15 protein-coding genes are annotated in these 12513 nt (G+C 67.8%); 7 read left to right on the plus strand and 8 right to left on the minus strand.

From position 1 onward, the window contains the following. Positions 1–66 precede the first annotated feature (66 nt). Together BLV31_RS07120 and BLV31_RS07125 are read right to left on the minus strand one after the other, a co-directional pair. The gene (locus tag BLV31_RS07120; protein WP_064061278.1) at positions 67–456 is read right to left on the minus strand and encodes a nuclear transport factor 2 family protein; all 390 of its coding nucleotides are present in this window, start codon (positions 454–456) and stop codon (positions 67–69) included. A gap of 105 nt (positions 457–561) precedes the next feature. Continuing rightward, a complete protein-coding gene (locus tag BLV31_RS07125; RefSeq protein ID WP_064061277.1) occupies positions 562–1464 on the minus strand; it encodes an LLM class F420-dependent oxidoreductase in 903 nt (300 codons plus the stop codon). A 31-nt stretch (positions 1465–1495) separates the two neighbouring features. Here BLV31_RS07125 and BLV31_RS07130 point away from each other — a divergent pair, with 31 nt between their 5' ends. Genes BLV31_RS07130 through BLV31_RS07140 form a run of 3 tightly spaced genes read left to right on the plus strand, consistent with a single transcriptional unit; the run spans position 1496 to position 4685 of the window. Continuing rightward, positions 1496–2377, plus strand: coding sequence for an alpha/beta hydrolase (locus BLV31_RS07130; RefSeq protein WP_064061276.1), 882 nt, complete (start codon positions 1496–1498; stop codon positions 2375–2377). A gap of 47 nt (positions 2378–2424) precedes the next feature. Next, positions 2425–4137, plus strand: a complete 1713-nt coding sequence (locus BLV31_RS07135; protein ID WP_037217964.1) for a 3-ketosteroid-delta-1-dehydrogenase — start codon at positions 2425–2427, stop codon at positions 4135–4137. A gap of 29 nt (positions 4138–4166) precedes the next feature. Beyond that, positions 4167–4685: a hypothetical protein gene (locus BLV31_RS07140; protein WP_064061275.1), complete on the plus strand. Its 519-nt coding sequence runs from the start codon at positions 4167–4169 to the stop codon at positions 4683–4685. Positions 4686–4710: 25 nt separating this feature from the next. Here the strand turns inward: BLV31_RS07140 and BLV31_RS07145 are convergent, their stop codons facing one another. Continuing rightward, positions 4711–5502, minus strand: a complete 792-nt coding sequence (locus tag BLV31_RS07145; RefSeq protein ID WP_019291028.1) for an FAD-binding oxidoreductase — start codon at positions 5500–5502, stop codon at positions 4711–4713. A 197-nt stretch (positions 5503–5699) separates the two neighbouring features. Between BLV31_RS07145 and BLV31_RS07150 the strand changes: the two genes are divergently transcribed. Beyond that, the gene (locus BLV31_RS07150) at positions 5700–7253 is read left to right on the plus strand and encodes an AMP-binding protein (RefSeq protein ID WP_033096228.1); all 1554 of its coding nucleotides are present in this window, start codon (positions 5700–5702) and stop codon (positions 7251–7253) included. Positions 7254–7352: 99 nt separating this feature from the next. On the opposite strand, the gene BLV31_RS07155 is transcribed toward BLV31_RS07150, so the two are convergent. From BLV31_RS07155 to BLV31_RS07170, 4 genes are read right to left on the minus strand one after another with little or no spacing between them, the layout of a single operon-like run. Beyond that, on the minus strand, positions 7353–7877 hold the full coding sequence (locus BLV31_RS07155; RefSeq protein ID WP_232512559.1) for an AMIN-like domain-containing (lipo)protein: 525 nt from the start codon (positions 7875–7877) through the stop codon (positions 7353–7355). A gap of 55 nt (positions 7878–7932) precedes the next feature. Continuing rightward, the gene (locus BLV31_RS07160; RefSeq protein WP_064061273.1) at positions 7933–8211 is read right to left on the minus strand and encodes a hypothetical protein; all 279 of its coding nucleotides are present in this window, start codon (positions 8209–8211) and stop codon (positions 7933–7935) included. A gap of 32 nt (positions 8212–8243) precedes the next feature. Then, positions 8244–8945, minus strand: coding sequence for a hypothetical protein (locus BLV31_RS07165; RefSeq protein WP_024101904.1), 702 nt, complete (start codon positions 8943–8945; stop codon positions 8244–8246). After that, positions 8942–9265 (minus strand): hypothetical protein, encoded by a 324-nt coding sequence (locus BLV31_RS07170; RefSeq protein ID WP_232512561.1) that lies wholly within the window; start codon positions 9263–9265, stop codon positions 8942–8944. The genes BLV31_RS07165 and BLV31_RS07170 overlap by 4 nt, the downstream gene beginning before the upstream one ends. Positions 9266–9491: 226 nt before the next feature. On the opposite strand from BLV31_RS07170, the gene BLV31_RS07175 reads away from it, so the two are divergent. The 3 genes from BLV31_RS07175 to BLV31_RS07185 all read left to right on the plus strand — a co-directional run bounded on the left by BLV31_RS07175 (position 9492) and on the right by BLV31_RS07185 (position 11235). Next, positions 9492–9959: a hypothetical protein gene (locus BLV31_RS07175; protein WP_228044656.1), complete on the plus strand. Its 468-nt coding sequence runs from the start codon at positions 9492–9494 to the stop codon at positions 9957–9959. Positions 9960–10004: 45 nt separating this feature from the next. After that, on the plus strand, positions 10005–10571 hold the full coding sequence (locus BLV31_RS07180; RefSeq protein ID WP_019291034.1) for a hypothetical protein: 567 nt from the start codon (positions 10005–10007) through the stop codon (positions 10569–10571). Positions 10572–10668: 97 nt separating this feature from the next. Then, positions 10669–11235, plus strand: coding sequence for an ester cyclase (locus BLV31_RS07185; protein ID WP_033096225.1), 567 nt, complete (start codon positions 10669–10671; stop codon positions 11233–11235). Here the strand turns inward: BLV31_RS07185 and BLV31_RS07190 are convergent. Continuing rightward, the gene (locus tag BLV31_RS07190) at positions 11216–12376 is read right to left on the minus strand and encodes an FAD-binding oxidoreductase (protein ID WP_024101900.1); all 1161 of its coding nucleotides are present in this window, start codon (positions 12374–12376) and stop codon (positions 11216–11218) included. The genes BLV31_RS07185 and BLV31_RS07190 overlap by 20 nt on opposite strands. Positions 12377–12513: the final 137 nt, after the last annotated feature.

Here is a 12513-nt window from a genome sequence, read left to right on the forward strand (position 1 = left end):
CGATCGGCGTTCGTTCCAGTGTCCGTCACCGACGACACAGTGTGCGAACCCTGTCCCGCCGACCGGTCAGCGAACACGCATGTCTCCGGGAGCCCAGACCGCCCGCATGCTGGTGATGCGTCCCTCGTCGTCGAACGTCATGACGTCGATGGGCTCGATCTCGTAGGTCTGCTCGCCCGCCTTCGTGACCACACGGAAGTGGAAGGCCGCGGTCGACCCGGCGATCCGGAGCGTGAGCAACTCGGTGGTGTTCTCGGTGGCCTCGACACCCTTGTAGAACTCGGCGATCGCTGCCCGGCCCACGCGAGGCTCGCTTCCGGCAGGATCCTCGAGGGTGGCGTCGTCGGCGTAGAGGGCGGCGATGTCGGCGGCCACGCCTGCGGCCACGGCATCGAGATAGGCGTGCACGGTGGTGCGGATGCGCTGAGTGCGGGCGTCGGTGTCGGAAACGGTCACGGTCGCTCCTGTGTGGTGCGGGACGAAAGGTGTCGCGTCGACGCTGGCTAGCGACCCGCTGGCGCACCGCATCGCCGTTCTCCCGGCCAGCGGGAGATGCCGACCTCACCCCACCCCGAGATCGCCGAATTCCCTGCCGAACAGGTCGGCGAGGGCGACGAGCTGGTCGCAGTAGTGGTCGGCGGATCCGGCGTCCACACCGGCACCGACGATCGTCGCGCCCGCTGCGATCGCGCGGCCGAGTCGTCTGCGCGTCGCGTCGGGGTCACCGAGCGGGTCGAGCCGCGTCACCGACAGCACGACCTCGAAGCCGGGCGGCGGCTGCCTCTTCGCGAGCATCGTTTTCACGTCGTCGAAGGGGAGCCCGAAAGGTACCCAGCCGTCCCCGAACTCGCACGCGCGTCGCAGCGAACGCGGGGTGCGGCCGCCGATCCATAACGGAACTCGCGGCTGCACGGCGCAGGGATCGACCACCACATCCGAGTACTCGAAATACTCTCCGTGATAGGAGGGTTCGCGTGTCGATAGAGATGCGCGCAGGGCGGCGAGAGCATCGTCGGCGCGTGCGCCGCGATCAGTGAAGGGGGCTTCGAGCAACGCGAACTCCTCCTCGAGCGAACCGACGCCGAGACCGAGGGTCAGGCGTCCACCGCTGACCGTGTCGAGCGTGCCGTAGCGCTTCGCGATCTCCAGAGGATGGTGGTAGCCGAGGACGAGAACCTGGGTGACCAGTCGGATCCGGTCGGTGCGCGCTGCCAGGAAGCCGAGGGTCGCCAGCGGATCCCAGTACGTCCCACCGCGCGTCGCGGCCACGGGCGCCGGTACGGCGACGTGTTCACTGCAGGTGAGGTGGTGGAATCCCGACCGATCCGCGGTGACCGCGATCTGCGACAGTTCCTCGATGCCCGCGCCGGCCTCCCAGTCGCCGGAGGCCTCGGGGACCCGGGTGACGACCGGGCTGGTGATCCCGATGCGTACTGCCGGCATGCGGTTCGATCCGTCGGTCATACGCTCTCCTTCGTCGATCGGTCCGTCAGGAGTGTGCGCTCGGACGGGCTCGCGGAGCACGTCCGGTCCCGCTCGCCGATACACGACCAGTGAGGTACACGATCTCGTCGTCGACGGACCGGGAGGCGGCCTCGCGTTGCGCCTCTACCGTCTCGAGTCCTCCGAGGCCGCGCGCCCGGTCGTCGTGTTCGCGCACGGTGGAGGGTTCGTCTGCTGCGATCTCGACAGTCACGACGAGTTCTGCCGGTCGATGGCGGAGGCTGTCGGGGCCGTCGTCGTGTCCGTCGATTACCGCCTCGCTCCCGAACACCCTGCCCCGGCCGCGCACGACGACCTGTACGCCGCGCTCGAATGGACGGCCGCGACCGTCGCGTCGTACGGGGGAGACCCGGCGCGCATCGTGCTTGCCGGCGACAGTGCCGGTGGAAACCTCGCCGTGACCGTCGCGATCGCCACCTGCGACAGGGGCGGACCGGCGGTGCTCGGTCAGGCGTTGTTCTATCCGGTGATCGACGACGACTTCGACACCGAGTCGTACCGGAAGTACGGGGTGGGCTACTACAACTCCGCCGCGGCGATGCGGTGGTACTGGGAGCAGTACGCACCGGACGGCACCGACGATCCCCGCCTGATCCCCACCCGCGCCGAGTCGCTCGCCGGGCTGCCCTCGGCGGTCGTCGCCACCGCCGAACTCGATCCGCCGTGTTCGTCCGGCGACGACTACGCCGACCGTCTCGCCGCGGCCGGGGTGTCCGTGCAGCACCGCAGATTCGACGGCCTGTTCCACGGATTCCTGACCTTCCCCGCGTTGTCGCTCAGCGAGCCGGCGCGGCAGGAGGTGTGGAAGATGGTGCGCGCCCTGGTCGACGGGCCGGATCTCCCGGTGACCGGGACGAGCGGCTTCGCGTCCTGAGCAACTGTCCTAGCGTCCCGCAGACAACGACGAGAAGGAGACTGTCGATGGCGCCGACATCCGTACCGCCCGTGGCACCCGCCCAGGACACCACCGTCGACCTGCTCGTGATCGGGTCCGGTACCGGCATGGCCGCCGCACTCACCGCGCACGAGGCAGGACTGTCCGCCCTCCTCGTGGAGAAGTCGGCCTACGTCGGCGGATCGACCGCCCGTTCCGGCGGTGCGTTCTGGGTGCCGGCCAATCCGGTACTCACCGCGGCGGGAAGCGGCGACACCGTCGAGCGCGGCCACACCTACGTGCGGACGGTCGTCGACGGCACGGCGCCGGTCGAACGGGGCGAGGCCTTCGTCGACAACGGTGTCGCCACCGTCGAGATGCTCCAGCGCACCACCCCCATGAAGCTGTTCTGGGCTGAGGGCTACTCCGACTATCACCCCGAACTGGCGGGTGGTTCGGCGGTCGGCCGCAGCTGCGAGTGCCTGCCCATGGACCTGTCGGTCCTCGGTGAGGAGCGGGGTCGACTGCGTCCCGGCCTCATGGAGGCGAGCCTGCCGATGCCCACCACCGGTGCCGACTACAAGTGGATGAACCTCATGTTGCGCGTGCCGCACAAGGGTTTTCCGCGTATCTTCAAGCGGCTCGCACAGGGGGTCGCCGGTCTCGCCGTCAAGCGTGAATACGTCGCCGGTGGGCAAGCGATCGCCGCCGGCCTGTTCGCGGGTGTGCTGAAGGCCGGTGTGCCGGTGTGGACCGAGACGTCGCTGGTGCGTCTGCTCACCGACGGGGATCGTGTCACCGGTGCCGTCGTAGCGCAGAACGGACGTGAGGTGACGGTGACCGCTCGTCGCGGGGTGGTGCTTGCCGCGGGGGGGTTCGACCACGACATGGAGATGCGGCGCAAGTTCCAGTCCGAGCGTCTGCTCGACCACGAGAGCCTCGGGGCGGAGACCAACACCGGCGACGCGATCAAGGCGGCCCAGGAGGTCGGTGCCGATCTCGCCCTCATGGATCAGGCATGGTGGTTCCCCGCCGTCGCGCCGACCCGTCCGGGCAAGCCGCCGATGGTCATGCTCGCCGAGCGTTCGCTGCCCGGCTCGTTCATCGTCGACCAGACGGGACGCCGGTTCACGAACGAGTCGTCCGACTACATGTCGTTCGGACAGCTGGTGCTCGAACGCGAGCGTGCCGGCGATCCGATCGAGTCGATGTGGATCGTCTTCGACCAGAAGTACCGCAACAGCTACGTGTTCGCGGCCGGGGTGTTCCCGCGCCGGCCGCTCCCGGAGGCCTGGTACGAGGCGGGCATCGCCCACCGCGGCACCACCGCTGCGGAACTCGCGGCGTCGATGGGCGTGCCGGTGGACACCTTCGCCGCGACGTTCGGAAGGTTCAACGAGGACGCCGCGGCGGGAACGGATTCCGAGTTCGGACGTGGCGGCAGTGCCTACGACCGCTACTACGGTGACCCGACCGTCCAGCCGAACCCGAACCTGCGACCCCTCACGCACGGCCCGCTCTACGCGGTGAAGATGACGCTGAGCGATCTCGGCACGTGCGGTGGCGTGCGCGCCGACGAGCGGGCGCGGGTCCTCCGCGAGGACGGCAGCCCCATCGCCGGTCTCTACGCCATCGGCAACACCGCGGCCAACGCGTTCGGCCACCGCTATCCCGGTGCCGGTGCCACCATCGGGCAGGGCCTGGTCTTCGGGTACATCGCGGCACGCGACGCAGCATCGTCGGACGCACCGGTCGCCTGAGTGGACGATCCGAAAGGTAGGGAGGGCATGTGACGATCACGAACGGGGACGTCCGTTCCCTCCCGACCGTGCTGTCCCTCTGGGGAGCCGGGCCCCGTCTCGAAGACGGCCCGGTGGACGAAGTGGACATCGTGTTCTTCGCGCCACCCACCACCGAGGCGCTGGCCTGCCGGTCCCGCGACAACCGCGACGAGGCGTCCGGTCGGCTCGACCGGACACTCGGACACGTCGATGAGATCGGGCGGTTGGTCGCCGAGGTCTACGTGTCCGGATCGGCGCGTCCGGTCGGTGAGCACGGTGCGTCCGTCCCGCTCGCCGACGAACTGCTGCATTCGGTTGTCGAACGGTTCGACCTCGCCGATGTGCGGCGACTCCGGATGCGGTTCTACGGACATTCCGCGGGTCCCGGATCACAGACCTGGTCGGTGACCGTGTTGCAGCGTTACCGCACCGATCACGAGGACGTCGAGGACGTCGCGCTCATCGGCACGGATCCTTCCGGATCCGTCGTCGCTCGTGCCTGGGTGACCGTCGCAGCCGATCGCTGAAGAGCCGGCCGGACGTCGGGCGCACTCAGTACGGGTCGTAGCGGATGTTCTCGACCGGGGTGCCGGTCTCGATCAGCCGCTGAGCGGTGGTGCGCACCATGGCCGCCGGGCCACACACGAGCACCTGGTGGTCGCCGAACGCACCGTAGGACGTGACGACCTCGTCGACGCTGCCCTCGAGCAGTTCGTCGGGGTCGGGTCCGAACTCGTCGATGCGCGGGGCGATGCGATCGAACCAGGGGTCGGGGATGTCGGGGATCTCGAGGGTCTCCACGACCGGCACCACCGTCAGCCACGGCAGCGCCTCGGACAGGAGCATGAGCATGTCGGCGGCGTACAGGTCGCGCGGGTTGCGGGCGCCCGTGAACAGGAAGGTGCGGGGCGGATCCGGGTGACGCGCCGTGTCGAGGATCAGCGACCGCAGCGGCGCGAGGCCCGTGCCGCCGGCCACCATGATGACGATGCGGCCGGTGTCGTCGATGTGGAGGTCGCCGCCGCGGGCGGCGCCGATCTGCCACACGTCGCCCGGTTGGGTGTCGGCGACGATCGCGCCGCTCACCCAGCCACCCGGGACCGTGCGCACGTGGAACTCGAGCTTGCCGTCCAGCGACGGTGGCAGCGCGGGGGAGAGGCGACGCGGCAGCGTGGGGCGCTGCGGCACGGCCACGTCGACGTACTGCCCGGGGCGGAAATCGACGATCGCGTCGTCGCATTCGAGACGCACGACGGCGAGGTCGTGCCGGAGCCGATGATGTTCGACGACGGTTGCGGTGACTGCCGTTTCGGTCTCGCTCGGTGACGGCGTGGCCGACTGCATGCGTGATCCCCCGGTGGTGTGCTGTGACGTGCCCAAGACTCTAGGCGAGAAGTCGCCGAAAAGGCAGAGTGGAACGTGTTTCAGTTTTCGGCCTCGGGCGGTTATCGTGACGAACGGCAGGTGATGGTCACCACAGCGGAGAACGCCAACCGGTGACGTCACACAACGGACCGTCACAGCACACCGGAAGGACGACCATGCCCGAGGAGTACGCCGACCTCTACCGCCCCGCATTCACGCCCGATCTCCTCATCACCGCGCTCGACCGCAGCGCCGACCGGCCCGCCCTGCACCTCGGTGACGTCGTCCTCACCGGAGCCGAGATGCGCGCCGCCATCAGCCGGTTCCAGCAGGCGCTCGCGTCCGTCGGGGTCGGCCAGGGAACGGCGGTCGCGATGCTGTCCAAGAACCGGCCCGAGGTGCTCATCTCGATGGGCGCCACGATGGTCGCCGGCTGCCGCACCACGGCCCTGAACCCGATGGGCTCGCTCTCCGACCACCTGTACATCTCGACCGACGCCGAGATCGAGACCCTGATCTTCGATCCCCGCCACTTCGAGGAACGCGCAGCGGAGCTGCGCGAGCAGGTGCCGACCCTGAAGAACCTGTTCTCCCTCGGCCCGTCCTCGGTGGGCACCGACATTCTCGCCCTGTCCGAGGAGTTCACCGAGCAGCGCCTCGTGTCCGCGCCCGTCGACATCGAGGACACCTCCTCCATCGTCTACACCGGCGGCACGACCGGGAAGCCGAAGGGCGTGATGGGCTCGTTCCGTTCGGGCGCGGCCCTGAACCAGATCCAGATGGCCGAGTGGCAGTGGCCCGAGCAGCCGCGCTTCCTCGTGTGCACCCCGCTCTCGCACGCCGGTGCGGCGTTCTTCGTCCCCACGCTCCTGCGCGGCGGATGCCTCTACGTGCTGCCGCACTTCGATCCTGCGCTCGTGCTCGAAGCGATCGAGAAGCATCGCATCAACGCGACCATGCTCGTGCCGACGATGATCTACATGCTGCTCGACCATCCCGATTTCGACAGCCGCGACCTGTCGAGCATCGAGACCCTGTTCTACGGTGCGTCGGCGATGTCGCCGTCCCGCCTGCGCGAAGGGATCGAGCGGCTCGGCCCGGTCTTCTTCCAGTTCTACGGCCAGTCCGAATGCGGCATGACCATCTCGGTGCTGCGCAAGGAAGAACACCTCCCCGACGATCCGAGCCGCCTCGCGTCGTGCGGCCGCCCCGTGCCGTGGCTCGACGTCCGCCTGCTCGACGACGACCTGAACGAGGTGCCGCAGGGCGAACTCGGCGAGATCTGTGTGCGCGGCCCGCTCGTGATGAAGGGCTATCTGAACAAGCCGGAGGAGACCGCCGAGGCGCTGCGCGGCGGATGGCTGCACACCGGCGACGTCGCGCGCGCCGACAAGAACGGCTTCATGACGATCGTCGACCGCAAGAAGGACATGATCGTCACCGGCGGCTTCAACGTCTTCCCCCGCGAGATCGAGGACGTCATCTCGTCGCACCCGGCGGTCGCGTCCGTGGCCGTCGTCGGTGTGCCGGATACCAAGTGGGGCGAGGCCGTCAAGGCGTGTGTCGTGCTGCGCGACGGTCAGTCGGTGCCGGTCGAGGAACTGATCGAGAAGGTGCGTGCCGCAAAGGGTTCGGTGCACGCCCCCAAATCGGTCGACTTCCTCGACGCCCTGCCGTTGACGCCGCTGGGCAAGCTCGACAAGAAGACGCTGCGGGCGTCCTATCGCTGACCTCGTTCGCGTGGCGGTCGGTCCCGGCAACCGGTCGTGGTTGCCGGGGCCGGCTGTTTGTCACCAGGACTCGTGGATTCGGAATGCCGCTGTCCTGCCTCACCACTGGTGCGCGACGTCCAGCACCACCCGTGAACCGCTACCGGGACCGTCGAGGGTGAACACCCGGAACGGCAGCCGGGCCCGTACCCCGACACCGAGGGTGGTCTGGCCTTCGAAACTGTTGGCCCACGCCACCTGTCGCAGGGTGCGGTATCCGCTCACGTCGACGACCTCGCGCCGGTTCGCCGGTACGTAGTAGGCGGGCGCGAGGACGACCACCTGGAGGTAGGCGCCTCCGCGCAGCGGGACCTCGAACCCCGATCCGTCCTCGTGGACGGCGGGGACGTAGCCGACGCGGTAACCCGCGGCCGGCCCGGCGAGATCGACGACGGTCCGGTCGAAGCACTCGTGCCGTCCTGCCCGCACGGCGGTGAACGGTGAGGCGACCATCGTCGGGTTCACCTTGTCCAGCGAACCCCAGTGGATGCCGCAATAGGGCGTTGCGGCCGACGCGGTCGGGCCCGTCAGCCCGATCCCCGCGATGACGACGATCATCGCGAGCCACACGTGAATCCTGCTCATGTCCGTTCCTCTGTGTGTGGCTGATGATGGATCATCGCGAGGAGTGTGAGCTGCGTTACATTCGAGGGTCGGGACGCTCCTCGACGAGGTCCTCGAAGGTCGTCTCCTTCAGCGACTCGAAGACCGGGGCGACCAGACGGTCGAGCATCGACGAGAACACTTCTGTACCGGCGAGTTCCCGCACCCCCAGCTCACCCGACGTCACCTGCTCGACGAGCTTCGCGAAGGCCGGGTCGCCCGTGGCATCGGCGATCGACCGCAATGACGTGACGATCTCGCGGGACAGGGTGGTATCGCCGCGCGCGACGTCGACGACGATCTCGGATTCGTCCATGTCTTCTCGATTCCTGTGCGGCACCGTGGTGCCTAGACTGCGGGGAGGCCGGGGATCTCGATGTTCTCGATCTTCGCGAGATTTCCGGTGAGCACACCGATGAGGCCCTGGATGGACGTCCACACTGTGGTGTGGACGTCGATCGCCTTCCTCCACTGGTCGCTGATGATCACCAGGTCCACTACGGAGGACGCTGCAATGGCCGCCGAGCCCAGAACTCCGACACCGGTTGCGGCGGCGATACTCGTCGCCGCGATCCTGATCAGAACCCTGATGGCTGCATCGGTTATGACCGAGAGGATTTCGGCGAATGCTTGGTTCAGTTCGTACATCGACACGGCGATCTTCTCCAATTGCTCAGAGATCCCGTGAACGGCCCGGGCCTGTTCGTCGAGGGCGTTCTGCAGATCGGTGAGATAACGACCGGCGGCCCCGCCCGCCGATCCGTCCCACGGGGCAACCGTGCCGTGGACGTCGTCTACGGCCGTCGCGTACGCACGGTGGAAGGTGGCCAGCCTGTTCACGCCATCGCTCGTGCGCAGCACCGACTCCCAGTCGCCACCGCAGTGCTGGGCCGCGTACACCCACGGATCCGTGCCCACCACGAACTTGCAGAGTTCGGCGACGTAGAAGCTCGGGGAGAGGTAGTACATCCCCAGGGTGCGTTCGAGCAGGTCCGGTATGGGATCGGACGCGGTGGGTTCGACGAGCGCATCGTCCGGACGAGCGCTCACCGGCCGATGTCCGGACCGGTGCGCTCGAACTGTGCCGAAGTGCCCAGTTCGGTGTCCTCGTATGTCCGTGCGGATTCGGTCATCGCCGTCGCCGCTCGGTCGATCGCCACACCCAGCTCGTCGTAGAGAGCCGTCAGCCGGGCACGGGCCGTGTGCACCCGTTCGACGACATCGAAGTAGATCAGTCCCCCGGTCTCAGGAGGCGTCAGCCAGCGATCGGCGTAACGGCGTGCACCATCCGCCTGGTCGGCCAGATCGCGCAGATCATGTGTTGCAGCGCGCAGGTCGTCCGGGTCCACATACAGATTCGATCGTGTCAAGACATCCCCCAGTCGTGATCGGACGAGAGTGTAGGCCATCGCAACGGCGTTTGCGACGCCCGCTACAGTGCACGACGTGACAACCGGGGGGAACACGAAAAATGTTCTTGCGCATGTGCGTTTCGAGACACAGGACCGTGACGATGCGATACCGACACGGCTGGGGGGCCGACCCGTCCAGCTGACGGTGAAGGATGAGCTTTCACCCGTGTGTCCTGTGCACGGGGTGCCGGAGGTCGAGCGCGTGCACACCTGGGTCACCACCTATCGCAAGATCCGGCACAGTCGCGCGCAGATCCGCATCATCGGTACCGAAGCTGCGGCGAAGGCCAGTACGTGGCGTGCACGTGCGCAGCACAAGCCACACGTGATCGCGTTCGATGTACCGATGTGTGCGCGGTGCGTCCGGATCGATCGGCTGACACGGTGGGCGATGTGGCTGTGCATGCTGGGCGGACTGGTCTGCCTGCTCGTCGCGGTGCAGATGGCGGCCCTCGGCTGGGCCCGCGAGTACATGGCCCTGTGGTCGCTGCTCGTGTTCGGAACCTTCCTCGTTCCGACCCCGGCGATCTTCGTCAGACAGATGCGTCAGGGCTGGTGGGGTTTCGAGGCTCCGATCGACGGGTCGGCCCTCGTTGTCGCGTACGCCCACCCGAACTTCGTGGCCGAGACGGAGAGGCGACGCGGCCGATAGATCCTCGGCTTTCACCGGGGAGTGCGGCCTGACATACTCCCTCGCATGGTGAACGGGGACGTCCAGCGGGTCGAGGTGCGGTTGGCAGTCGAATATCCGGGCTCGGGAGCGACGAGCACGCTCGGAGACGGTTCGATGCGACCGATCGATCCCATCCCCCCGATCTGCCCGCGCCACGGAGAGCCCGAGACCGGACGTGTCCGGGTGACGGTCGCGGCCGACGCATCGGAGCCCCGCCAGGGATCGAACCGGTTCGGTTCGGCGCTCGAGGCAGCCTACACGGTGCAGGTCGCCGCGGTGGACTGGCCCGTGTGTGCTCGCTGCGTCGCCGTCCGCACGCGCTGGCAGATCGCCGCCGCCGCGACCTGCACGGTCCTCGGCGTCATCTTCCTCGCGCTGGTGTTCGCGCTCGTGCAGGGCGCTCCCGAGATCTACGGTCTGGCGCTGCTCGGTGTCTTCGGTCTGTCGTTCCTCCCGATCTACGTCGCCTTGCGGGTGCTCGAGCCGAAGCGGGCCTCTCTGGGAATGTCCGTGGCCGAGGACGGTTCGGAACTCGTCATCTCGCAGGCGCATCCGGAGTTCGCGCGGGCGGTCGCGGCGCAGCGGATGTAACCACCGTTCCCTTCTCCTGCGGCGTTGACTTCTGGACCGGCCGGTTCATACTCGAACCGGGGGGCGATCGTCTCGTTTCACAGGCAGGAGAAGTGCCGTGAAGATCGAACATTCCACTCCGGCGTCCACCCCGGAACTCGGATCCGAGGAGAAGAAATCTCTCGCCGTGCGGGCTCTGATGATGATGGCCGACGGTGATCGCAGCGTTTTCGGCGAGGTGCTGTCCGCGGACGCGGTCAATCGCGAAGCAAAGAGTGAACCGCCTCCCACCAGAGTCCACGGACCCGACGGTTTCTTCGCGACTGCACTGTGGTTGCGTGACGCCTTCGCAGATCTGAAGTTCGAGGTGAAGAACGTTGTGGAGCAGGACGATCTCGTCGTCCTCGACACCGTCATGTCGGCGCGACACGAAGGACCCTTCGCCACCTACGACGAGCAGGGCCGCGTCGATCAGGTGTTCGCGCCGACGGGAAAGAGTTTCACGGTGCGTCAGGCCCATTGGATGCGGGTGGCCGACGGCAAGATCGTCGAGCATTGGGCCGTGCGCGACGACCTCGGAATGGCAAAGCAGGCGGGATGGGTGCCACCGAACCCGATCTCGCTGACGCGGAACGTTCTCGCAGCACGGAAGCTGCGCAAGCAGATCAGAGCGGGTCGAAGCTGATGTTCTGACGCGGGGTGCCTGCCGCCGACAGCGCGTACAGCGTCGTGCGGATCATCGACGGCGACCCGGCGATCTGGATCTGACGGTCGGCCCACGTGCCGAACTGCCCGGCGACCTTACCGAGCTTGCCGTACATCGGCCGGTTGAGGCCGGTGGGCGGTTCCTTCGCGGGAACCGGGTGCCACCAAGGGTTCTCCTTCTCCTCGAGCACCGGCACGATGGTCAGCCACGGGTTGGTCGTGGCGATCTGCCACAGGGTCTCGAGGTCGTACAGGTCGCACGGATACTTGCCCCCGTAGAACAGGTGGACGCGTGGGTTGTCGCCGCGCATCGCCATCTCCATGATCTGGGCGCGCATGGGTGCGAGACCGGTGCCGGACGCGATCATCAGCACGTCCCGGCCGCTCTCGCGGTCGACGTGCAGGCCACCGAGCGGTGGGCCGATCGTCCACCGGTCGCCGACCGCGGTCTCGCCGACGAGCGCGGGGCTCACCCATCCGGTGGAGACCCGTCGAACGTGGAATTCGATCTGCCCGTATGGATTCGGCGGGATCGCTGCCGACAGGTATCGCCACATGTGCGGGCGCTGCGGGATCTGCACGCTCATGTACTGGCCCGCGTAGTAGGGGATCGAGCTGTCGGCCTCGAGCCGGATGATGGCCAGATCGGGGAGCACGCGTTCGTGGCCGACGACGGTGGCCCCCCACGAGGCAGGCAGGTCGTCGGTGGCCGCGGCGGTCGCCATCGTCTCGACGACTCCGTCGACGACCTCGGCCCAGGTGCGTTCGAGCGCGGCCGTCCACAGGATCAGGGGAGTGCATTCGCGGACCGCGGCGAGCAGTGCGTTGCCCGCGACGCGGTAGTGCAGCGGCTCGACCCCGTACTTACGGTGGTCGCGCGCGAGCTGGGCGAGGAACCTGTCGACGGTGCCCGGTTCGTGGAGGCGGGCGACGACCCAGCCGACCGCGGTCGCGAACCGCTGTCGCATCGACTCCATGCCGGCGGGGAACAGTGAGCGGATGCCGGTGGACTCGCTCCACATGGCGTTGTAGAACGCCGTCGCGAACCGTTCGGCTCCGGTGGGGGTGGCGATGATCGACGCGAAGCTGAGCTGAACCCGGGCGATGGCGAAAGCCTCCACGCCATCCTCCCTGTATCCGTGCTGCGCGAACGCCGCCACTGTAGTCGGTTGCAGGGCGCCCGGCCACTGACCGCCGGGTCCGTCACAACCTGCGAGTGGTTTGTGAGCAGAATCACTACACTCAGGAAAGTTGAGTG

Origin of the sequence: Rhodococcus pyridinivorans (assembly GCF_900105195.1) — a bacterium.
GTDB classification, from domain to species: domain Bacteria; phylum Actinomycetota; class Actinomycetes; order Mycobacteriales; family Mycobacteriaceae; genus Rhodococcus; species Rhodococcus pyridinivorans.